This window comes from Streptomyces nidicola, assembly GCF_050106155.1.
GTDB lineage: Bacteria > Actinomycetota > Actinomycetes > Streptomycetales > Streptomycetaceae > Streptomyces.
Genome location: NZ_JBNBPI010000001.1, coordinates 4808052 through 4829342, shown reverse-complemented (window position 1 = coordinate 4829342; position 21291 = coordinate 4808052). Strand labels below are relative to the sequence as shown.

General features: G+C 70.3%; 20 protein-coding genes and 1 tRNA gene. 13 read left to right on the top strand and 8 right to left on the bottom strand.

Annotated elements, in window-relative coordinates; all coding sequences use genetic code 11:
- Positions 1 to 21: 21 nt before the first annotated feature.
- Both ACOKM3_RS22045 and ACOKM3_RS22040 read right to left on the bottom strand, forming a co-directional pair.
- Entirely contained in the window at positions 22 to 1209 is a 1188-nt protein-coding gene (locus ACOKM3_RS22045; RefSeq protein ID WP_426902768.1) for an HTTM domain-containing protein, read from the bottom strand.
- A 23-nt stretch (positions 1210 to 1232) separates the two neighbouring features.
- Positions 1233 to 2117, bottom strand: a complete 885-nt coding sequence (locus ACOKM3_RS22040) for a DUF5819 family protein (protein ID WP_426902767.1) — start codon at positions 2115 to 2117, stop codon at positions 1233 to 1235.
- Between the two features lie 291 nt (positions 2118 to 2408).
- Here ACOKM3_RS22040 and paaA point away from each other — a divergent pair, with 291 nt between their 5' ends.
- The 6 genes from paaA (at position 2409) to ACOKM3_RS22010 (ending at position 7457) form a co-directional block, all read left to right on the top strand.
- Positions 2409 to 3431: a 1,2-phenylacetyl-CoA epoxidase subunit PaaA gene (gene paaA, locus ACOKM3_RS22035; RefSeq protein WP_426902766.1), complete on the top strand. Its 1023-nt coding sequence runs from the start codon at positions 2409 to 2411 to the stop codon at positions 3429 to 3431.
- A complete protein-coding gene (gene paaB, locus ACOKM3_RS22030) occupies positions 3428 to 3739 on the top strand; it encodes a 1,2-phenylacetyl-CoA epoxidase subunit PaaB (RefSeq protein ID WP_426902765.1) in 312 nt (103 codons plus the stop codon). Before paaA ends, paaB begins: the two co-directional genes overlap by 4 nt.
- Complete coding sequence (paaC, locus tag ACOKM3_RS22025) at positions 3736 to 4467, top strand: 1,2-phenylacetyl-CoA epoxidase subunit PaaC (protein WP_426902764.1); 732 nt, start codon at positions 3736 to 3738, stop codon at positions 4465 to 4467. The genes paaB and paaC overlap by 4 nt, the downstream gene beginning before the upstream one ends.
- Positions 4461 to 5024, top strand: a complete 564-nt coding sequence (gene paaD / locus ACOKM3_RS22020; protein ID WP_426902763.1) for a 1,2-phenylacetyl-CoA epoxidase subunit PaaD — start codon at positions 4461 to 4463, stop codon at positions 5022 to 5024. Before paaC ends, paaD begins: the two co-directional genes overlap by 7 nt.
- Complete coding sequence (gene paaE, locus ACOKM3_RS22015) at positions 5024 to 6181, top strand: 1,2-phenylacetyl-CoA epoxidase subunit PaaE (protein ID WP_426902762.1); 1158 nt, start codon at positions 5024 to 5026, stop codon at positions 6179 to 6181. Before paaD ends, paaE begins: the two co-directional genes overlap by 1 nt.
- A 121-nt stretch (positions 6182 to 6302) precedes the next feature.
- Positions 6303 to 7457: an acyl-CoA dehydrogenase family protein gene (locus ACOKM3_RS22010; RefSeq protein ID WP_426902761.1), complete on the top strand. Its 1155-nt coding sequence runs from the start codon at positions 6303 to 6305 to the stop codon at positions 7455 to 7457.
- Positions 7458 to 7505: 48 nt separating this feature from the next.
- Here ACOKM3_RS22010 and ACOKM3_RS22005 read toward each other — a convergent pair whose 3' ends face one another.
- From ACOKM3_RS22005 to ACOKM3_RS21990, 4 genes are all read right to left on the bottom strand, one after another.
- On the bottom strand, positions 7506 to 7835 hold the full coding sequence (locus ACOKM3_RS22005; RefSeq protein WP_266718725.1) for a rhodanese-like domain-containing protein: 330 nt from the start codon (positions 7833 to 7835) through the stop codon (positions 7506 to 7508).
- A 50-nt stretch (positions 7836 to 7885) separates the two neighbouring features.
- Complete coding sequence (locus ACOKM3_RS22000) at positions 7886 to 8776, bottom strand: hypothetical protein (protein WP_426902760.1); 891 nt, start codon at positions 8774 to 8776, stop codon at positions 7886 to 7888.
- 57 nt (positions 8777 to 8833) lie between these two features.
- Entirely contained in the window at positions 8834 to 10291 is a 1458-nt protein-coding gene (locus tag ACOKM3_RS21995) for a DUF2252 domain-containing protein (RefSeq protein WP_426902759.1), read from the bottom strand.
- Between the two features lie 182 nt (positions 10292 to 10473).
- Positions 10474 to 10863 (bottom strand): winged helix-turn-helix transcriptional regulator, encoded by a 390-nt coding sequence (locus ACOKM3_RS21990; RefSeq protein ID WP_426906865.1) that lies wholly within the window; start codon positions 10861 to 10863, stop codon positions 10474 to 10476.
- Between the two features lie 149 nt (positions 10864 to 11012).
- On the opposite strand from ACOKM3_RS21990, the gene ACOKM3_RS21985 reads away from it, so the two are divergent.
- Positions 11013 to 11666, top strand: a complete 654-nt coding sequence (locus tag ACOKM3_RS21985) for an FMN-dependent NADH-azoreductase (RefSeq protein WP_426902758.1) — start codon at positions 11013 to 11015, stop codon at positions 11664 to 11666.
- 160 nt (positions 11667 to 11826) lie between these two features.
- On the opposite strand, the gene ACOKM3_RS21980 is transcribed toward ACOKM3_RS21985, so the two are convergent.
- Positions 11827 to 11910, bottom strand: a tRNA-Leu gene (locus ACOKM3_RS21980).
- Positions 11911 to 12243: 333 nt separating this feature from the next.
- Here ACOKM3_RS21980 and ACOKM3_RS21975 point away from each other — a divergent pair.
- The 6 genes from ACOKM3_RS21975 (at position 12244) to pknB (ending at position 20443) form a co-directional block, all read left to right on the top strand.
- Entirely contained in the window at positions 12244 to 13116 is an 873-nt protein-coding gene (locus tag ACOKM3_RS21975; protein WP_426902757.1) for an FhaA domain-containing protein, read from the top strand.
- 10 nt (positions 13117 to 13126) lie between these two features.
- A complete protein-coding gene (locus tag ACOKM3_RS21970; RefSeq protein WP_326022348.1) occupies positions 13127 to 13648 on the top strand; it encodes an FHA domain-containing protein FhaB/FipA in 522 nt (173 codons plus the stop codon).
- A 158-nt stretch (positions 13649 to 13806) separates the two neighbouring features.
- On the top strand, positions 13807 to 15336 hold the full coding sequence (locus ACOKM3_RS21965; protein WP_426902756.1) for a Stp1/IreP family PP2C-type Ser/Thr phosphatase: 1530 nt from the start codon (positions 13807 to 13809) through the stop codon (positions 15334 to 15336).
- A 25-nt stretch (positions 15337 to 15361) separates the two neighbouring features.
- Positions 15362 to 16789, top strand: a complete 1428-nt coding sequence (locus ACOKM3_RS21960; protein WP_426902755.1) for an FtsW/RodA/SpoVE family cell cycle protein — start codon at positions 15362 to 15364, stop codon at positions 16787 to 16789.
- Complete coding sequence (locus ACOKM3_RS21955; RefSeq protein ID WP_426902754.1) at positions 16786 to 18246, top strand: peptidoglycan D,D-transpeptidase FtsI family protein; 1461 nt, start codon at positions 16786 to 16788, stop codon at positions 18244 to 18246. The genes ACOKM3_RS21960 and ACOKM3_RS21955 overlap by 4 nt, the downstream gene beginning before the upstream one ends.
- Before the next feature lie 199 nt (positions 18247 to 18445).
- On the top strand, positions 18446 to 20443 hold the full coding sequence (gene pknB, locus ACOKM3_RS21950; RefSeq protein WP_426902753.1) for a Stk1 family PASTA domain-containing Ser/Thr kinase: 1998 nt from the start codon (positions 18446 to 18448) through the stop codon (positions 20441 to 20443).
- Positions 20444 to 20544: 101 nt separating this feature from the next.
- Here the strand turns inward: pknB and ACOKM3_RS21945 are convergent, their stop codons facing one another.
- Positions 20545 to 21285 (bottom strand): class E sortase, encoded by a 741-nt coding sequence (locus tag ACOKM3_RS21945; RefSeq protein WP_426902752.1) that lies wholly within the window; start codon positions 21283 to 21285, stop codon positions 20545 to 20547.
- Positions 21286 to 21291: the final 6 nt, after the last annotated feature.

Genomic DNA, 21291 nt, shown 5'->3' with positions numbered 1-21291 from the left:
GTCCCGTTCACGGCAGGAAGCCTACGTGCGCACGGCCGACTGCTCCGCCGCCACCGGTTCGCCTTCGTCCTCCACGGGCCGGCCGGGCTCGGCCGGGGCCTTCGTAGAGGAGAGAACGCGACTACGCGCGCGTGCCACCCAGCCGCCGACGCGCACCAGGAACGACGTCGGCAGGAACACCGCGTCCGCGGCGATCATCGCGAGCGAGAAGAAGGGCAGCCCGAGCACGACGGCGATGACCGCGTGCTCCAGCATCATGAACACCAACAGGACGTTCTTGAGGCGCCGGTTGAAGACGGTGAACGGAAAGGCGACCTGGACGGCCACGGTCCCGTACGTCACGAGCAGCACCATCGGGCCGAACTGGGTCAGCAGATCGCCCAGGGCGGGCCAGGGCGAGAAGTAGTCCAGGTGGAGCGGGTAGTAGACCGCGGAGCCGTCCTGCCACCGGCTGCCCTGGATCTTGTACCAGCCCGCCGTCGCGTAGATCAGACACGCCTCGACCATCACCACGAGCAGCCCGGCGTTGTGCAGCAGGTTGGCGACGACGTCGCACAGGAGGCGGGAATCGCCCTGCCGATCGCGGCGGTTCACCGACCACCACACCGCCTGGGCCGCCCAGATACCCCAGAAGAACAGCAGCCAGCCGCCGCCGACCTTCCCCGTGAACGTGATCGCGGCGAGCACGAGCCCCATGACCCACCACAGCACGATGCCGAACCGGTCCTCGGCCCCGCGCCGCGCCCTGCGGGCGTCCAGCGACCAGACCTGCCCGCACCGCGTGAAGACGAGGTAGATCGACATGAGGTGGATGACGTTGTCGCCGCCGTCCCCCATGAAGACGCTGCGGTTCTGCAGGGACAGCACGCCGATCATGAAGACGACCGACATGGTGCGGGTGCGCCAGCCCAGCATCAGCAGCGCGGACGACACCACCGCCACTATGTAGACCAGCTCGAACCAGCCCTGCCCGTCGGACCACATGAGCGCGCTGAACGCGTGGTTGTCCTCGATGAGCTGCTGCGCCATGCCCCAGCTCCACGGCCCGTCGGGGCCGTACATCTCCTGGCGGTGCGGGAACTCGCGCAGCAGGAAGAGCAGCCAGGTCGCGGAGAACCCGATGCGGATCACGGCGCTCTGATAGGGGGCGAGCGCGGACCCGGTGATCCACTGGAGGCCGTCGCCCAGCCTCCGCTGCATGCGGTCCATGAGCCCCACGGAAGGCGCGCCGTTCATCGGTCACCGCCCGCCGAGGGCGCCACCGACGACTGCACCCGCACGCGCGTGCCGCTGTCGAGCGGCGCGTCGCTGGAGGTGACCGTCCACCACGGCACCTGCCGGTACACCGGCTTCTGGTTCACCTTCTCGTCACTCCACTTCGGGGGCTCGACCATGGTCGTCTTCGAGCGGATCTGAACGCGCTCGACGGTCTCGCCCTTGCCCGCGGCCCCGAGCCGGTCGAGGCGCAGCACGAGGATGCGGCGCAGGTACTGCTCGGAGAGGGCGCCACGCAGACCGTTCGGCCGGTTCTGCGCGTCGTGGGTGCCCGTGTAGACGTCCCAGGCGCGGCGCAGCTCGTTCTGCTGGGTGTGGCTGGGCAGCAGGTTCCCGTCGATGGCGGCGCCGTCCTGCGCGGACAGCCCGTACCAGCGGGTCGCGCGCAGCTCGCCGTCGGGCGTGCGCACCTCGGCGCGGGCCTCCACCGCGATGTTCTGCTGCAGCGGGTTGGGCGCGAACAGCTTCCAGTTCTGCTCGAACTCCGGGTAGACCCACGCGCCGACCAGCTCACCGTGCTTCTTGGTGATCGTGTTCGACGGCGCGACGTGCAGGAACACCATCAGGATGTGTACGCAGGTGACGAGCGCGATGCCGATGAGCGCGAGGACGGCGGTCAGCTGATGACCGGGGGAGAGCGCCGCGAGCCCGCGTCGCTGCTCGGGTGTCCCGGACGGCTCCCCGCCCGATTCCGAGCCCGACGGACCTGATGAGCCTGATGGCCCGGACGACTCCGATGGCCCCGATGAGCCCGACGGCTCGGGCAGGCGGGGTCGCGGCGGAGCGGACGGCTCCGTCGTGAGCCGCGCACCCTCGTCCGCGGCGCCTGCTTCTGTCTCCATCGGTGCTCCCCGATCCCGATCCGGTGCTGCCCGGTTCCCGGTCCATCCGCCGATCGGCGCCCCCGCGACAAACCGATCCCGAGCCGTCGCCCCACGGGACGACGCACCGGAACCGTACTGGGGAGCGCCCGTACGGCACAGACATCCGAGGTTATCCACAGGCCGCCCGCACAGGGTTGACACCTTACGGCGCCGAGACCCACCATTGAATCCGACGAACCGAACGATCGGTCGGGAGTCAGTGGGGCCCTCGACCGGAGGTCGGGCACCCAAGGTCGAGGGGGACCGGGCATGGCGACAGCAACCCCGCAGCACCGCGCGGCCGGAGCGCGGCCGGACGACACCGGCGCCGGCGCCGAGCCGGGCGACGCCGCGTTCCAGGCCGTGTTCGACGCGGCGGTGGCGGCGGAAGAGCGCATCGAGCCCCGCGACTGGATGCCCGATGCCTACCGCGCGACGCTCGTGCGCCAGATCGCCCAGCACGCCCACTCCGAGATCATCGGCATGCAGCCGGAGGCGAACTGGATCACGCGCGCCCCTTCGCTGCGCCGCAAGGCGATCCTGATGGCGAAGGTCCAGGACGAGGCGGGGCACGGCCTCTACCTCTACAGCGCGGCGGAAACCCTCGGCACCGGCCGTGACGAGCTGCTCGACAAGCTGCACAGCGGTCGCCAGAAGTACTCCTCGATCTTCAACTACCCGACGCTGACCTGGGCCGACGTCGGAGCGATCGGCTGGCTCGTGGACGGCGCGGCGATCACCAACCAGGTGCCGCTGTGCCGCTGCTCCTACGGTCCGTACGCGCGGGCGATGGTGCGGATCTGCAAGGAGGAGTCCTTCCACCAGCGCCAGGGGTACGAGCTGCTGCTCGCGCTCAGCCGTGGCACGGAGGCCCAGCACGCGATGGCGCAGGACGCCGTGGACCGCTGGTGGTGGCCGTCCCTGATGATGTTCGGCCCGCCCGACGACGAGTCCGCGCACTCCGCGCAGTCCATGGAGTGGAAGATCAAGCGCCACTCGAACGACGAGCTGCGCCAGCGCTTCGTCGACATCTGCGTCCCCCAGGCCGAATCCCTCGGACTCACGCTCCCCGACCCGGAGTTGAAGTGGAACGAGGAGCGCGGGCAGCACGATTTCGGGCCGATCGACTGGTCGGAGTTCAAGGCGGTCCTCAAGGGCAACGGGCCGTGCAACGAACAGCGCATCACCCAGCGCAGGCGCGCCCACGACGAGGGCGCGTGGGTGCGCGAGGCCGCCGCGGCCCACGCGGCCAAGCACTCCACCACGGCGACGCGAGAAGGCAGGGCGGCATGAGCGACACCCCGAGCAGCGCCTCCGGCACCCCGGACTGGCCCCTGTGGGAGGTCTTCGTACGCTCCCGCCGCGGCCTGTCCCACACGCACGCCGGCAGTCTGCACGCCCCGGACGCGGAGCTGGCACTGCGCAACGCGCGGGACCTCTACACCCGCCGCGGCGAGGGCGTCTCCCTGTGGGTCGTGCCCTCCGCGGCGATCACCGCCTCCTCGCCGGACGAGAAGGACCCGTTCTTCGAGCCCGCCGCCGACAAGCCCTACCGGCACCCGACGTTCTACGAGATCCCGGAAGGGGTGAAGCACCTGTGACGCAGCCCGTGCAGCAGACACAAAACACCGCCGCCGCCCTGGCGCTCGGCGACGACGCCCTGGTGCTCTCGCACCGCCTGGGGGAGTGGGCGGGCCACGCGCCGGTCCTCGAAGAGGAGGTCGCCCTCGCGAACATCGCGCTCGACCTGCTCGGCCAGGCCCGCGTCCTGCTGAGTCTCGTCGGGGACGAGGACGAGCTGGCGTACCTGCGCGAGGAGCGCGCCTTCCGCAACGTGCAGCTGGTCGAGCAGCCGAACGGGGACTTCGCCCACACCATCGCCCGGCAGCTCTACTTCTCGACCTACCAGCATCTCCTCTACGCCCAACTGACCGAGACGGGATCCGAGTTCGCTCCCCTGGCCGCCAAGGCGGTCAAGGAGGTCGCCTACCACCAGGACCACGCCCGGCAGTGGACGCTGCGCCTCGGCGACGGCACGGAGGAGAGCCACAAGCGGATGCAGCGCGCGGTCGACGCGCTGTGGCGGTACACCGGCGAGATGTTCCAGCCGGTCCCCGGCCTGGACATAGACCCGCAGGAACTACAGGCGAGTTGGGCCACATCCGTCGCCGACACTCTGCAAGAGGCGACGCTGACCGCCCCCGAAGGCCCCCAGCTCGGCGCATGGAGCGCCGGAGCCGGTCGGCAGGGCGTGCACACCGAGTCCTTCGGCCGGATGCTCGCCGAGATGCAGCACCTGCACCGCAGCCACCCGGGGGCGTCATGGTGACCCCCGCGCACACCCACCAGGACCAGCAGGAGACGCCGCTCGAAGCCGAACTGCGCGGGCTGGCCGGGTCCGTGCCCGACCCCGAGCTGCCCGTCCTGAACCTGGAGGAGCTGGGCGTACTGCGCGCCGTGCACACGCGCGGGCCCGGTCGCGTGGAGGTCGAGCTGAGCCCGACGTACACGGGATGCCCCGCGATCGAGACCATGTCGGCCGACATCGAGCGGGTGCTGCACGAGCACGGAATCCCCGAGGTCACCGTCCGCCCGGTGCTCTCCCCGGCCTGGTCGACGGACGACATCACCCCCGAAGGCCGCCGCAAACTACGGGAGTTCGGCATAGCGCCACCGCGTACGACACGCGCGCCCGCAGGCCCGGTCACGCTCTCCCTCGGCCCCACCCGGCACACCGCCTCACCGCCCACCGCCGAAGCGATCGCCTGCCCGCACTGCGGGTCGACGGAGACCGAGCTGCTGAGCCGCTTCTCCTCCACCGCCTGCAAGGCGCTGCGCCGCTGCCTGTCCTGCCGCGAGCCCTTCGACCACTTCAAGGAGTTGTGATGGCGCACGAAGGGGGAAGGGCCCGCTTCCACCGGCTCCGCGTCGCGGCGGTCGACCGGCTCACCGACGACTCCGTGGCACTGACCCTCGCCGTACCGCCCGAGCTGCGCGAGGCGTACCGCTTCGCTCCGGGACAGCACCTCGCCCTGCGCCGCACCGTGGACGGCGCGGAGATCCGGCGCACGTACTCGATCTGCTCGACCGCCCCGGCGCACGAGGCGCCGAGCAGTCTCCGGGTCGGCGTGCGCCTGGTCGACGACGGCGCCTTCTCCACGTACGCGCACAAGGAGATCGCCGCCGGTGACGAGCTGGAGGTGATGACCCCGGCCGGCCGGTTCACCCTCGACCCGTGCCCCGCCGCCGACACCGCCGCCACTGACACCGACGCCGCCACCGGCTCCGCGCCCACACCCGCGCCCACCCCCGTCTCCGGCCATTACGCCGCGGTGGTCGGCGGCAGCGGCATCACGCCCGTCCTGTCCATCGCCGGCACCCTCCTGGAGCGGGCGCCGGACGCCCGGTTCTGCCTGATACGCAGCGACCGCAGCACCGCGTCGACGATGTTCCTGGAGGAGGTCGCCGACCTGAAGGACCGGTACCCGGACCGGTTCCAGCTGGTCACCGTGCTCTCCCGGGAGGAACAGCAGGCGGGTCTGGCATCCGGCCGGCTCGACGAGGAGCGGCTCACCGCACTCCTGCCCGCGCTGCTGCCGATGGAGCGGGTGGCGGGCTGGTACCTGTGCGGACCGTACGGGCTCGTGCAGAGCGCCGAGCGGGCGCTGCGCGCACTCGGCGTGCGGCGCGAGCGTGTCCACGAGGAGATATTCCACGTCGACGACGGCGGCCCGACCCGGGACCGGGGGGCCGCGCCGGCGCCCGCGCACAGCACGGTGACGGCGCAGCTCGACGGCCGTTCGGGCAGCTGGGCGGTCGAGGACGGCGAGTCCCTCCTGGAGGCCGTGCTGCGCAACCGCCCGGACGCGCCGTACGCCTGCAAGGGCGGCGTCTGCGGGACCTGCCGCGCGTTCCTGGTCTCGGGCTCGGTCCGCATGGACCGGAACTTCGCACTGGAGGCAGAGGAGACCGAGGCGGGCTATGTGCTGGCCTGCCAGTCGCACCCGACCACGGAGAAGGTGGAGCTGGACTTCGACCGCTGAGCCCGGCGCCCCGCCGGACACTGTTCCCTTCTTGTAGAACCTGTTCTATCTTGACGACCCGTCAGATCACGGGCGCGGTACGGCAGGCACGGCAGGAATGGCGTAACGGGAGGAAAGGCCAGTGGACTTCACCTTCTCCGAGGAGCAGCAAGCGGCCGTCGAGGCGGCGCAAGCGGTGTTCGGGTCAGTCGCGCCCGACGGTGTGCCCAGCCCCTCACTCACCTCGGGCGCGGTCGCCGAGGACTTCGACCGGGCGCTGTGGGCGAAGGCCGCCGACGCCGATCTGCTCAGCCTGCTGATCGGGCCGGAACACGGCGGAGCGGGACTCGACGCCACCGCGCTCTGCCTGGTGCTGCGCGAGTCGGCCAAGGTCCTCGCCCGGATCCCGCTGCTCGAACACGGCGCGGCCACGACGGTCGTGGAGGCCTGCGGTGGAGAGCAGCTGCGGCAGGAGATCCTCCCCCGCGCCGCGCGCGGCGAGCTCGTGCTGACCGTCGCCTCCGCGGGCCACACCGGACACGACCCGGCCGAACTGGCCGTCACCGCGCGCAAGGAAGCCGACGCGGGACCCGACACCTGGGTGCTCGACGGCGCCCAGACGGCCGTGCCCTGGGCCTACGGCGCCGACCGGATCCTCGTCCCGGCGCACACCGGCGAGGGCGAAGCGGTGCTGGCGGTGCTCCCCGGCCCGTTCGCCGACGTACCGGGGCTCACGTTCGCCGAGCAGATATCGACGACCGGCGAGCGCCAGGCCGAGCTGCGCCTGGACGGCGTGCGCGTCGAAGGGGCGCACCTCATCGAGGACGCCACGGCCTGGTCCCGCCTGCACGATCTGCTCGCCACCGGCACCTGCGCGCTCGCCCTCGGCCTCGGGGAAGGCGTGCTCAAGATGACCAGCGACTACGCGGGCAAGCGCGAGCAGTTCGGGTATCCCATCGCCACGTTCCAGGCCGTGGCCGTGCAGGCCGCCGACCGCTATATCGATCTGCGCGCCATGGAGGCCACCCTGTGGCAGGCGGCCTGGCGCATCAGCAGCGACGCGAGCGGCCCGCTGCCGGTCGCGGGGGACGTGGCGGTCGCCAAGACCTGGGCGTCCGACGGCGTACGACGCGTCGTACAGACCGCACAGCATCTGCACGGCGGCTTCGGCGCGGACACGGACTACCCGCTGCACCGCTATCACGCGTGGGCCAAGCACCTGGAGCTCTCGCTCGGCCCGGCCGCCGCCCACGAGGAGGCACTCGGCGACCTGCTGGCGGCACACCCCCTGGGGTGATCATCCCCAAAAGCAGATGTCAGGCCCCGAAAGCCGAAAGAACAGCTCTCAGGCCACGGCGCCCGGCTGCCCGTTGTCGTCCACGACGGCGCGGCCGGCCGCCTCCCAGGCCTGCATGCCCCCGTCGACGTTCACCGCGTCGACGCCCTGCTGCGCCAGATACATCGTCACCTGGGCGGAGCGTCCGCCGGAGCGGCAGATCACGTTGACCCGGCCGTCCTGCGGCGCCGCCTCCGTCAACTCGCCGTAGCGGGCGACGAATTCGCTCATCGGAATGTGCAGCGCACCCGCCGCGTGACCCGCCTGCCACTCGTCGTCCTCACGGACGTCGAGGAGGAAGTCCTCTTCCTTGAGCTCGTCGACAGCGACCGTGGGCACACCAGAACCGAAAACCATGCCCCCGACGCTACCCCCTCGGGCCCCGGAGCTCAGGAGGCGGTCAGCCGCTCCAGCTCCGCCTCCTGCTCGGCGACCTGCGCCAGCAGCTTCTCGGCGATCTCGTCGAGCAAGGTGTCCGGATCATCGGGAGCCATCCGCAGCATGGAGCCGATCGCGCTCTCCTCCAGCTCCTGCGCCACCGCCGTGAGCAGTTCCTTGCGCTGCGCCAGCCACTCGAGGCGGGCGTACAGCTCCTCGCTCTCGCTCGGCTGCTGCTCGGGCGTCGCCGGACCCGCGTCCCACTCCTCGGCCAGCTCGCGCAGCAACTCCGCGTCACCCCGGCCGTACGCCGCGTTCACCCGCGCGATGAACTCGTCGCGGCGCTCCCGCTCACTCTCGTCCTGCGCCAGGTCCGGGTGCGCCTTGCGGGCCAGCGCACGGTAGAGCTTGCGCGCCTCCTCGCTGGGCCGCACCCGCTGCGGCGGCCGCACCGGCTGATCGGTCAGCATCGCGCTGGCCTCGGGGAACAGCCCGTCCCCGTCCATCCAGCCGTGGAACAGCTCCTCGACGCCCGGCATCGGCATCACCCGCGCCCGCGCCTCGTCGGCCTTGCGGCGGTCCTCCGGATCACCGGTGCGGGCCGCCGTCGCCTCCGCGATCAGCGCCTCCAGCTCGTCGAGCCGGCTGTACATCGGCCCGAGCTTCTGGTGGTGCAGGCGCGAGAAGTTCTCCACCTCGACCCGGAAGGTCTCCACGGCGATCTCGAACTCGATCAACGCCTGCTCGGCGGCGCGCACGGCCCGCTCGAGGCGTGCCTCGGGCCGCTCCGCGCTCCGCTCTTGGGCCCGCTCGTTGAGGCGTTCCTTCAGGCGGTCCTTGAGGCGCTCCCGAGGTTGCTCCTCCGGCTGCCCTGCCACATCGTCGGTCTCCGGGGTCGTCACACGACCAGCGTAGGGCACGGTGTTGACCGGGCCGGAACGGCTGCGGCGGCCCGCCCCTCAGACGCCCGCCTCGGCCGCCACCCGCCCCTCGCGCACGGCCCGCACCAGCTCCCCGTGGTCGGCCTCGGTCCGGTCCGCGTAGGCCACGGCGAACGCGGCCACCGCCTCGTCCAGCTCCTCGTTCTTGCCGCAGTATCCGGCGACGAGCCGCGGGTCGGCGCTGTGCGCGTGGGCGCGGGCGAGCAGGGCGCCGGTCATCCGGGCGTAGTCGTCTATCTGGTCGGCGGCGAGCGCGGCCGGGTCGACGCTGCCCTTGCGGTTCCTGAACTGCCGCACCTGGAACGGCCGTTCGTCGACCGTGGTCCACCCGAGCAGGATGTCGCTGACGACCTGCATCCGCTTCTGCCCGAGCACCACCCGCCGGCCCTCGTGCCCGACGGGCTCCGCCGCGAACCCGGCCGTCGGCAGGTGCGGGAGCAGCGCCGATGCCCGCGCCTCCTTCACCTGCAGCACGAGCGGCTCGCCCCGGTGGTCGAGGAGCAGCACCACGTAGGAGCGGGTGCCGACGCTGCCGGTGCCGACGACGCGGAACGCCACGTCATGGATCGCGTACCGCCCGAGCAGCGGCAGCCGGTCCGCGGACAGGGTGTCCAGATAGGGGCCCAGCGCGCTCGCGACGGCCGCGGCCTCCTCGTCGGGCACCGAGCGCAGCACCGGCGGCGCGTCCACGAACCGCCGTCCACCGCCCTCGACGGCGACCGTGGACTTGGCCGCGAACCGTCCGCTGGTGTTCCTGCTGGCCTTCTCCGAGACGCGCTCCAGGGTGCCGAGCAGATCGCGGGCGTTCGCGTGGGAGACGAGCTCCTCGTCGGCGATCGCGTTCCACGCCTCCAGGGTGGGGAGCTTGGCGAGGAGCCGCATGGTGCGCCGGTAGGCACCGACGGTGTCGTGCGCCGCTTCCTTGCAGGTGTCCTCGTCGGCCCCCGCCTCCCTGCCCGCGAGCACGAGCGAGGTGGCGAGCCGCTTCAGGTCCCACTCCCAGGGGCCGTGCACCGTCTCGTCGAAGTCGTTGAGGTCGATGACGAGGCCGCCGCGCGCGTCCGCGTACAGGCCGAAGTTGGCCGCGTGCGCGTCACCGCAGATCTGGGCGCCGATGCCGGTCACCGGGGTGCGCGCGAGGTCGTACGCCATCAGGCCGGCGGAGCCGCGCAGGAACGCGAAGGGGGTGGCGGCCATGCGTCCGACGCGTATCGGTGTGAGCTCGGGGATCCTGCCGCGGTTGGACTCCTCGACGGCGGCCGAACCGTCGGGCCGGTCCGGGTCCGACGCGAAGTCCCGGTGCGCGGACCGCGGCACCTTCTCGCGCAGCGCCTTGCCCGCCGCCTTGGGTGTGCCGCCCGAGCCTCCCGCGGCCGCCGCGAACCCCGGCACCCGCGGCAGCCGCCGCGCCCCTGCCTTCCCGGGCTCCGGCGCCCCGCTCTGCCTCGGCACCGCCACGTGATCCGATCCGCCCATGACCGACCGCCTCCCCCGTCCCCTGAGAACGTCCCGTACGCACGCCGCACGGGGCCGTCCCCGCACGTCGCGTGCAATCGGTCACGACCGTACCGCCGGTCCGGAAAACCCGTCAGGGCCTGTGGAAAACCCTCAGCACGTGCACAACTCACTCACTCCGCGGGCGGAACCTCTCCGGTCCGCTACTTCCGGAACTCCTCCGGACACGTCCCGCCCTCGGCCCCCAGATACTTCTCGGCCCAGTCCCCCAGCTCCCCCAGCGCCGGCTGCAGCGCCGCCCCCGCCGCCGAGAGCCGGTACGAGACGCGCAGCGGAGGCCCCTCGTCGACCTGCCGCACGACGAGGCCGGCCGCGCCGAGCTCGGTCAGCCGGTCGGAGAGCATCCGCTCGCTGATGCCGGGAATGGCCCTGCGCAGATCCGCGAAGTGTCTCGGTCCACTCATGAGGACGGACACGATCAGTCCCGTCCAGCGCTTGCCCAGCAGCCCGAAGACGCGCGTCATACCGATGTCGACCGTCGAACACCTCTGGGGTTCGTGGGTCACGGCGGCTCCCGCACACGCCTCGCTCATGTCTTCCCCGTTGCCCACCATGCCTCCAGGGTACTGCGTTCTCGTATGGGGGTGAAAAAAAGTAAGCCCCTGTGCTATTACTAGTTACATACTCAATTACCGCGCCCTCAACCCTCGCGGGGCGCCCTCAACCCTCACGGGAGAGAATCATGGCCACCCTGCTCCACATCGACTCCTCCGTCTTCGACGGCCAGGCCTCCGCGTCCCGTGCCGTCACGGACGCCTTCCGCAAGGCCTGGCAGGAGCAGCACCCGGAGGGCACCGTCGTCTACCGCGACCTGGCCGCGAACCCGGTGCCCCACATCACCGCCGACGCCCACGTGGCCGGCTTCGTCCCCGCCGACGCGCACACGCCGGAGCAGGCCGCCGCCTTCGCCGAGCGCGTCAAGCTCATCGAGGAGCTGGAGCAGGCGGACGCCATCCTGATCGGCGCCCCGATGTACAACTTCTCGATCCCCTCCACGCTGAAGGCGTGGCTGGACAACGTGATCCTGATGGGCCGCACCTCGGGCCCCGAGACCCAGTCCGCCAAGGGCACCCCGGTCACCGTCGTCGCCAGCCGCGGCGGCTCCTACGCGCCGGGCACCCCGCGCGAGGGCTTCGAGTACGTGCAGAACTTCCTGGGCGCCGCCCTGCGTGACGGCCTCGGTCTCGACCTGGACTTCATCGTCCCGGAGCTGACCATGGCCCCGCAGAACCCGGCGATGGCCGAGCTGATCCCGCTCTTCGAGGCCTCCCGCGACAAGGCCCTCGCGGACGCCGAGGAGAAGGGCAAGGCCCTCGCCTCCCGCTTCGCCGCCTGAGCACGCGAGCACGCGCGCGCGTCACGCGCGCGTAGCGACGTGACATAACCCACAGGGCCCCACGACCGAGCGGTCGTGGGGCCCTGTGGGCATGCGCACCCGCTCTCGGCGGGCAACGCAAAAGCCCCGCAGATCCGAAGATCTGCGGGGCTTTTCGCTGTGCGCGAGGGGGGAGTTGAACCCCCACGCCCTTTCGGGCACTGGAACCTGAATCCAGCGCGTCTGCCTATTCCGCCACCCGCGCATTGGGTGTGTCTTCCGGCCCCCTTGCCCTTGTGGGCCCGGCGCCTTCCGACGAACAAAACATTAGCACGCTGCGGACGGTGGATTCACATCCGTTCCTGCGGGCTCCCGCCGGGCACCCGGGGCCTGGATCGCCCACGGTCCACAGCCGCGTACGGGACACTGTGTGGAGGCCACCTCTACGATCCCCAGACAAGGGGCCCGGTTGAGGGGCTGTGAGCGTCGACACTCATCGAGCAGGCGGACAGGGGGAACCAGCCGATTTCCCGACGCGTGGATACGATCAGTAAGCAGTACCAAGTAGGCAGGGCGGCAAAGAAGGAGGAGGTGCCCCATGGGAGTCCTGAAGAAGTTTGAACAGCGCCTGGAGGGGCTGGTCAACGGCACCTTCGCCAAGGTCTTCAAGTCCGAGGTGCAGCCCGTCGAGATCGCCGGTGCGTTGCAGCGCGAGTGCGACAACAACGCCACGATCTGGAACCGCGACCGGACCGTCGTCCCCAATGACTTCATCGTGGAGCTCAGCGCGCCCGACTACGAGCGGCTGAGCCCCTACTCGGGCCAGCTCGGTGACGAGCTGTCCGGCATGGTGCGCGACTACGCGAAGCAGCAGCGCTACAGCTTCATGGGCCCCATCAAGGTGCACCTGGAGAAGGCGGACGACCTGGACACGGGTCTGTACCGGGTACGCAGCCGCACCCTCGCGTCCTCCACCAGCCAGGACCGGCCCCAGCAACAGCAGCGCCCCGCCCCGGCCGCCCGGCCGAACCAGGCGCCCGGTGGCTACGGATACCCGGGGCCCACCGCGGCCCCGCCGATGCCCTCGGCCCCGCCGCCGGGCCGTCCGGCACAGGCGCCGCAGCATGCACCGCAGTCGGCACCCGCGGTACAGGGACAGCAGCCCGACGCGGGCCCGCTGCCCGGCGCCCGTATGCGCCACTGGATCGAGATCAATGGCACACGCCACCAGATCTCGCGCGCCACCCTCGTGCTCGGTCGGTCCACCGAGGCCGACGTGCGGATCGACGACCCCGGCGTATCGCGCCGGCACTGCGAGATCCGGACCGGAACGCCCTCGACGATCCAGGATCTCGGATCCACCAACGGCATCGTGGTGGACGGGCAGCACACCACCCGCGCTACGCTCCGCGACGGCTCGCGGATCGTCGTGGGCCAAACCACCATCGTTTACCGGCAAGCCGAAGGGTGAAGCGGGGGCAATGTCAGAGCTGACCCTGACGGTCATGCGGCTGGGTTTCCTGGCCGTACTGTGGCTGTTCGTGATCGTGGCCGTCCAGGTCATCCGCAGCGACCTGTTCGGTACGCGCGTCACCGCACGCGGCTCACGCCGTGAAAGCGGGCGCTCGCAACAGGCCGCACGTCAAGCCGCCGCGCCTCCGCAGCAGCGGCAACAGCAGCAAGGGGGCGGTGGCCGCCAGCGGCGCGGCGCCCCCACCAAGCTGGTCGTCTCCGAAGGCACGCTCACCGGTACGACGGTGGCGCTGCAGGGGCAGACGATCACGCTCGGCCGTGCGCACGACAGCACGATCGTGCTCGACGACGACTACGCGTCGAGCCGGCATGCCAGGATCTACCCGGACCGGGACGGCCAGTGGATCGTCGAGGATCTCGGGTCCACCAACGGCACATATCTCGACCGGACCCGCCTCACGACGCCCCAGCCGATTCCGCTGGGTGCGCCGATCCGCATCGGCAAGACCGTCATCGAGCTGCGGAAGTAGTGCTACGTCATGAATGAGCGCGAGCGGAGCGAGCGGGCCGACGCGGACGTCCGGGCCCTTGCTGCCCCGGACACCGGCGCGCTCCCGACCGGAGGGTGGGCAGTGTGGTTCGACACGACCGGCTGTACCCGGAGTCTGAGCCAGCTGGGCAGGTGCGCATGAGTCTGTCACTGCGCTTCGCCGCCGGATCACACAAAGGCATGATCCGCGAGGGCAACGAGGACTCCGGTTACGCCGGCCCCCGGCTGCTCGCGATCGCCGACGGCATGGGCGGCCAGGCCGCCGGTGAGGTCGCCTCGTCCGAGGTGATCTCCACCATCGTCGCGCTCGACGACGACGTGCCCGGTTCGGACATCCTGACCTCGCTCGGCACCGCCGTGCAGCGGGCCAACGACCAGCTCCGGATGATGGTCGAGGAGGACCCCCAGCTCGAGGGCATGGGGACCACTCTGACCGCACTGCTGTGGACGGGCCAGCGGCTCGGCCTCGTACACGTGGGCGACTCGCGCGCCTACCTGCTGCGCGACGGCGTGCTGACGCAGATCACCCAGGACCACACGTGGGTGCAGCGCCTCGTCGACGAGGGCCGCATCACGGAAGAGGAAGCCACCACGCACCCGCAGCGCTCGCTGCTGATGCGCGCGCTGGGCAGCGGCGACCACGTCGAGCCCGACCTCTCCATCCGTGAGGTCCGGGCCGGCGACCGGTACCTGATCTGCTCCGACGGCCTGTCCGGCGTCGTCTCCCACCAGACGATGGAGGAGACGCTCGCCAGCTACCAGGGCCCGCAGGAGACGGTCCAGGACCTGATCCAGCTGGCGCTGCGCGGCGGCGGGCCCGACAACATCACCGTGATCGTCGCGGACGTCCTGGACATCGACAGCGGGGACACCCTCGCCGGTCATCTCTCGGACGCACCCGTCATCGTCGGCGCGGTCGCCGAGAACCAGCAGGCGCTGCACGAAGGCAGCGCCATGGAGACCCCCGCGGGCCGCGCCGCCGGACTCGGCCGCCAGGCCCACGGTGGATCCGCGGGCGGGGGCGGCGAGTTCGGCCCGCCCGACAGCGGCGCCGTGGAGGGCTTCTCCTACTCCGACGAGGACTTCGTGAAGCCGCGGCCCCGTCGGAGGTGGCTCAAGAGATCCCTCTACACGGTGCTCGCGCTGGCCGTCATCGGCGGCGGGCTCTACGGCGGCTATCGCTGGACGCAGACGCAGTACTACGTCGGCACCAACGAGGCGCATGTGGCGCTGTACCGCGGCATCAGTCAGGACCTCGCCTGGGTGAGCCTGTCCGATGTCGAGAAGGACCACCCGGAGATCGAGCTCAAGTACCTGCCGCCGTACCAGCGCAAGCAGGTCGACGCGACCATCGCCGAAGGCGACCTGGCGGCCGCCCAGGACAAGATCCAGGAACTGTCCGCGCAGGCCACCGCATGCGAGAAGCAGGCCGCACGGGACAAGGCCGAGAACGAGAAGAACGCGAAGACCGGCGAGGGCGAAGCCGGCGGAACCTCCACGGGGGGCACGGCGTCCAAGGCGTCGTACCGCGTCGCGGAAACCGCCACACCCACGCCGAACCCGTCGGGATCCTCGACCGGTAAGTCCAAGACCTCTCCCAAGCCCACCCCTGGCCCCACTCTCTCCGACGAAGAGCAGCAGCTGGCCAAGGCGTGCGCGCAGCAGTAGAAGCCGTTGGGGGCCCCAGCACGCCATGAGTAGTAACTCCACGACCCATACGTCGACCATTGGAGCGATCGGAGCACCCAGCCGGCGCAACACCGAGCTCGCGCTCCTGGTGTTCGCCGTGATCATCCCGGTGTTCGCGTACGCCAATGTCGGCCTCGCCCTCGACGGCGAGGTCCCCACGGGCCTGCTCGGCTACGGTCTCGGCCTCGGCCTGCTCGCGGGCGTCGCCCACATCGTCGTACGCAAGTTCGCGGCGTATGCGGACCCCCTGATGCTGCCGCTGGCCACGCTGCTCAACGGTCTGGGCCTGGTGGTCATCTGGCGGCTCGACCAGTCGAAGCTGCTCCAGTCGATCGACCAGGCGGGCAGCGCCGCGCCCAAGCAGCTGATGTACACGGCCATGGGCATCGCGCTGTTCATCGTGGTCCTGATCTTCCTCAAGGACCACCGCGCCCTGCAGCGCTACACCTATATCTCCATGCTCGGCGCCGTCGTCCTGCTGCTGCTCCCGCTGGTTCCCGGCCTCGGCCAGAACATCTTCGGCGCGCGGATCTGGATCAACATCGGCGGTTTCTCCATCCAGCCCGGTGAGTTCGCGAAGATCGTTCTCGCGATCTTCTTCGCCGGCTATCTGATGGTGAAGCGGGACGCCCTGGCGCTCGCCTCGCGCCGCTTCATGGGCCTGTACCTGCCGCGCGGCCGCGACCTCGGACCGATCCTCGTGGTCTGGGGAATCTCGATCCTCATCCTGGTCTTCGAGACCGACCTCGGTACATCGCTGCTGTTCTTCGGAATGTTCGTCATCATGCTGTACGTCGCCACCGAGCGGACCAGCTGGATCGTCTTCGGTCTGATGATGTCCGCGGTCGGCGCCGTCGGCGTGGCCACGTTCGAGCCGCACATCCAGCAGCGCGTCGACGCCTGGCTCGACCCGATGAAGGAGTACATGCTCAGCCGGCAGGGCGTGGCGGGCCACTCCGAGCAGGCGATGCAGGCGCTGTGGGCCTTCGGCTCCGGCGGCACCCTCGGCACCGGCTGGGGCCAGGGCCACTCCGAGCTGATCCGCTTCGCCGCGAACTCCGACTTCATCCTCGCCACCTTCGGCGAGGAGCTGGGCCTCGCGGGCCTGATGGCGCTGCTGCTGATCTACGCACTGATCGTGGAGCGCGGCGTGCGCACCGCCCTCGCGGCCCGCGACCCCTTCGGCAAGCTGCTCGCCGTCGGCCTGTCCGGCGCCTTCGCGCTGCAGGTCTTCGTCGTCGCGGGCGGCGTCATGGGCCTCATCCCGCTGACCGGTATGACGATGCCCTTCCTCGCGTACGGCGGTTCCTCCGTCATCGCCAACTGGGCGCTCATCGGCATCCTGATCCGCATCAGCGACACCGCGCGGCGGCCCGCCCCGAGCCCCACGCCAAGTCCCGACGCCGAGATGACCCAGGTGGTCCGACCGTGAACAAGCCCCTGCGCCGCATCGCGATCTTCTGCGGCCTCCTGGTCCTGGGCCTCCTGATCCGGGACAACTGGCTCCAGTACGTGAAGGCCGACTCGCTCGCCTCCGACAAGGAGAACCGTCGCGTCGCCATCGAGCGGTACTCGACGCCGCGCGGCGACATCATCGTCGACGGCAAGTCGGTCACCGGCTCCAAGGCGACCACCGGCACCGACCTGAAGTACAAGCGCACCTGGAAGGACGGGCCCATGTGGTCGCCCGTCACCGGTTACGCCTCGCAGGTCGTCGGCGCCAGCCAGATCGAGAACCTCGAGGACGGCATCCTCAGCGGCAACGACGACCGCCTCTTCTTCCGCAACACCCTCGACATGATCACGGGCAAGCAGAAGGAGGGTGGCAACGTCGTCACCACCCTCAACGCCGACGCGCAGAAGGCCGCCTACGACGGCCTGAAGAACCGCGGCAAGGGTGCCGTCGCCGCCATCGAGCCGTCCACCGGCAAGATCCTCGCGCTCGCGTCCACCCCGTCGTACGACCCCTCGTCCTTCGCCGGGAACTCCACCGACGACAGCAAGACGTTCTCGCGGCTCGACAAGGACAAGGACAAGCCGCTCCTGAACCGCGCGCTGCGCGAGACGTACCCGCCGGGTTCGACGTTCAAGCTGGTGACGGCCGCGGCCGCGCTGGAGAGCGGGAAGTACGACCCGGACCAGAAGACCGACACCCCGCTGCCGTGGACCATGCCGGGCACCACGACGCCGCTGCCGAACGAGGGCAACATCCCTTGTAAGAACGCCACGTTGAGGGTCGCCCTGAAGGTCTCCTGCAACACCGTCTTCGGCAAGATCGGCTCGGACCTCGGTGTCGACGCGATGCGTGAGGAAGCCGACAAGTTCGGCTTCAACAAGGAGCAGTACACCCCGGTCCGCTCGAACGCGTCGAACTTCGACAAGGACATGAACAAGTCGGAGACCGCGCTCTCCTCGATCGGCCAGTTCAACACCGCCGCGACTCCGCTCCAGATGGCCATGGTCGCCTCCGCGGTCGCCAACGACGGCAAGCTCATGGACCCGTACATGGTGGACGAGCTGAAGGCCCCGAACCTCGACACCATCGAGAAGACGGACCCGAAGGAGCTGAGCCGGCCGCTCACCGAGGAGAACGCGCAGAAGCTCCAGTCGATGATGGAGACGGTCGTCAACGAGGGCACCGGCACCAACGCCAAGATCCCCGGCGTCACCGTCGGCGGCAAGACCGGTACCGCCCAGCACGGTGTCGACAACAGCGAGAAGCCGTACGCCTGGTTCGTCAGCTACGCGAAGACGGACTCGGGTTCGCCGGTCGCGGTGGCCGTCGTCGTCGAGGACAGCGCCGCCGGCCGGCAGGACATCTCCGGTGGCGGCCTGGCCGCCCCCATCGCGCGGGACGTGATGAAGGCGGTCGTGGACAGCAAGAAGTGACGCGGCGGAACTCGGCTTCACCGCGCCTTGTGAGCCCGGTCACTCGTTGTTCACATAGACGCACGTGGCGATACCGGTCCTGTCACGGGTCATGGTGGTGGCCAGGTCACGCTGAGCAAGCCGGGTACGGTATGCCCGGACAGCACACCGCCCGACCCCGCACGGGACGGTCGGGACCGACGGAGAGGGCTGGTAGGTAATGGAAGAGCCGCGTCGCCTCGGCGGCCGGTACGAGCTGGGCCAGGTGCTCGGCCGTGGTGGCATGGCGGAGGTCTACCTCGCCCATGACACCCGGCTCGGCCGCACCGTGGCGGTGAAGACGCTGCGGGTGGACCTCGCGCGCGACCCGTCGTTCCAGGCCCGGTTCCGCCGGGAGGCCCAGTCGGCCGCCTCGCTCAACCATCCCGCGATCGTGGCGGTGTACGACACGGGCGAGGACTACGTCGACCAGATCTCCATCCCGTACATCGTGATGGAGTACGTCGACGGATCCACGCTCAGAGAGCTGCTGCACTCCGGCCGCAAGCTGCTGCCCGAGCGCGCCATGGAGATGACCGTCGGCATCCTCCAGGCTCTCGAGTACTCGCACCGCGCGGGCATCGTGCACCGCGACATCAAGCCGGCCAACGTCATGCTGACCCGCAATGGTCAGGTGAAGGTCATGGACTTCGGCATCGCCCGCGCGATGGGCGACGCCGGCATGACGATGACGCAGACCGCCGCGGTCATCGGCACCGCGCAGTACCTGTCGCCCGAGCAGGCCAAGGGCGAGCAGGTCGACGCGCGCTCCGACCTGTACTCGACGGGCTGCCTGCTGTACGAGCTGCTGACCGTGCGGCCGCCGTTCGTCGGCGACTCCCCGGTCGCCGTCGCGTACCAGCACGTCCGCGAGGAGGCCCAGGCCCCGTCGGTCTTCGACTCCGAGATCACGCCCGAGATGGACGCCATCGTCCTCAAGGCGCTGACCAAGGACCCCGACTACCGCTACCAGTCGGCCGACGAGATGCGCGCCGACATCGAGGCCTGCCTCGACGGCCAGCCCGTCGCCGCCACCGCCGCCATGGGCGCGGTCGGCTACGGCGGCGGCCACCCCGACGACCAGCAGACCGCGATGCTGCGCCCGCAGAACGGTGCGGGCCAGACGTCGATGCTGCCGCCGACCAACCCGGACGACGGCGGCTTCGGCTACGACGAGCGGGCCGACCGGCGCAGGCAGGGCAAGAACCGCACGTCGACGATCTTCCTGGTCCTCGCGGGCATCCTGGTGCTCGTCGGCGCCATCCTGATCGGCCGGGAGATCTTCGGCAGCGGAAGCGTCGGCAACGAGTCGTTCAAGGCCCCGAACTTCGTCGGCAAGACGGTCGACGAGGCCGAGAAGATGGCCGAGAACCGCGACCTCAAGCTGGACTCCAGCAAGTCGGGCCCCTGCGAGGACTACCCCAAGGGCCAGATCTGCTCGCAGACCCCGGAGTCCGGCACCCAGGTCGAGAAGAACGACACGGTCACGGTGTCGGTCTCCACGGGCGCTCCCAAGGTCTCCATCCCGGACGTCACGGGCCTGCAGTACGACGAGGCCGTCTCCGAGCTCAAGGCCAAGGGCTTCGACAACGTCACCAGGACGACCGAGGAGTCCGAGCGGACGCCCGGCACGGTGACCAAGCAGGACCCCTCGAGCGGCAAGGTCGAGAAGGGCACCGAGATCACCCTGACCGTCGCGAAGAAGAAGGCGCTCGTCACCGTCCCGAACGTGGCCGGCGGCAACCTCTCCTGCGACGAGGCCACCCAGCAGCTCAAGGACAGCAAGCTGGAGGCGAGCTGCACCGAGGAGGAGAGCACCGCGGCCGAGCCCGGCAAGGTGTTCGCCCAGAGCCTCCCCGCGGACAGCCAGGCCGAGCCCGGCTCCACGGTCACGCTGAAGGTCGCCAAGGAGGGCGCGCAGACGCCGGTCCCGAACGTGGTCGGCCAGAAGGTGAAGGACGCCAAGAAGATCCTGGACGACGCCGGCTTCAAGAACGTCCAGTTCGCCGACGGCGCCGACCAGAGCGACGAAGCCCGGGTCATCACCCAGGACCCGGCGGCCAACACCGCGTCCGACCCCGCCAACACCACGGTCACCCTGACCACGGTCGGCGGCGGCGGTAACGGCAACGGCGGCAACGACAACGGCGGCATCTTCGGGGGCAACCTCGGAGGCTGACGCCCCACCGCAACGCACCGCGCCCGCTGTACGGAGTCCGTACAGCGGGCGCGGTGCGTTGGTCAGGGCAGCTGGTCAGTGGAGTTGGCCGACGCGGGCGGTCAGCGCAGTTCCTTCGGCGGCGTCCGGTCGCTGTCCACCTTGTCGACCCGCTCCAGCTCGCCCCACACCACGTACCGGTACGTGGACGTGTAGACCGGCGTGCACGTCGTCAGCGTGATGTACTTCCCGGCCTTCTTCTTCCCCGACTCCTCGGGCACCCGGTCGAGGACGTCCACGTTGTACTTCGAGGTCTCCGGGAGGATGTTGTAGACCTTGTAGACGTACCAGTCGTCCTTCGTCTCGAAGACGATCGGGTCGCCCTTCTCGATCTTGTCGATGTTGTGGAACTTGGCGCCGTGCCCGTCCCGGTGCGCGGCCAGCGAGAAGTTGCCGTTCTTCCCGTTCGTCGGCAGCGCCGACTTCACGGGGTCCGTGTAGTAGCCGGCGACACCGTCGTTGAGGATCTTGGCGTCGGTGCCCTTCTCGACCAGCACGTCGCCCTTGCTCATCGCGGGCACGTGCAGGAAGCCGATGCCGTTCTTGGTGTCCAGGGCGCCGGGGCCGCTGTTGCCCTTCCACTGGTCGCGGACCTTGTCGCCCTGCTTGCCCGCCGCACGATCGGCGACGACGTTGGTCCACCACAGTGAATAGGCGACGAAGAGACCGAGGATCACGCCCGCGGTGATGAGCAGTTCACCGAAGACGCTGACGGCGGTCGCGATCCGGCCGCGCCGGGGTGAGGGCGAAGGCGAGGCGCCCTTCGGTGCGGCTTCTTCCCCATGGTCGGTCGTCGCTGCCACTGCGTC

Coding starts and splice junctions, on each gene's coding strand:
- ACOKM3_RS21975 (WP_426902757.1), top strand. CDS start 12,244: ATGGGAGTCCTGAAGAAGTTTGAACAGCGCCTGGAGGGGCTGGTCAAC.
- paaD (WP_426902763.1), top strand. CDS start 4,461: ATGGTGACCCCCGCGCACACCCACCAGGACCAGCAGGAGACGCCGCTC.
- ACOKM3_RS21985 (WP_426902758.1), top strand. CDS start 11,013: ATGGCCACCCTGCTCCACATCGACTCCTCCGTCTTCGACGGCCAGGCC.
- ACOKM3_RS22040 (WP_426902767.1), bottom strand. CDS start 2,117: ATGGAGACAGAAGCAGGCGCCGCGGACGAGGGTGCGCGGCTCACGACG.
- pknB (WP_426902753.1), top strand. CDS start 18,446: ATGGAAGAGCCGCGTCGCCTCGGCGGCCGGTACGAGCTGGGCCAGGTG.
- paaA (WP_426902766.1), top strand. CDS start 2,409: ATGGCGACAGCAACCCCGCAGCACCGCGCGGCCGGAGCGCGGCCGGAC.
- ACOKM3_RS21965 (WP_426902756.1), top strand. CDS start 13,807: ATGAGTCTGTCACTGCGCTTCGCCGCCGGATCACACAAAGGCATGATC.
- paaE (WP_426902762.1), top strand. CDS start 5,024: ATGGCGCACGAAGGGGGAAGGGCCCGCTTCCACCGGCTCCGCGTCGCG.
- ACOKM3_RS22045 (WP_426902768.1), bottom strand. CDS start 1,209: ATGGACCGCATGCAGCGGAGGCTGGGCGACGGCCTCCAGTGGATCACC.
- ACOKM3_RS21960 (WP_426902755.1), top strand. CDS start 15,362: ATGAGTAGTAACTCCACGACCCATACGTCGACCATTGGAGCGATCGGA.
- ACOKM3_RS21970 (WP_326022348.1), top strand. CDS start 13,127: ATGTCAGAGCTGACCCTGACGGTCATGCGGCTGGGTTTCCTGGCCGTA.
- ACOKM3_RS21995 (WP_426902759.1), bottom strand. CDS start 10,291: ATGGGCGGATCGGATCACGTGGCGGTGCCGAGGCAGAGCGGGGCGCCG.
- ACOKM3_RS21990 (WP_426906865.1), bottom strand. CDS start 10,863: ATGAGCGAGGCGTGTGCGGGAGCCGCCGTGACCCACGAACCCCAGAGG.
- paaB (WP_426902765.1), top strand. CDS start 3,428: ATGAGCGACACCCCGAGCAGCGCCTCCGGCACCCCGGACTGGCCCCTG.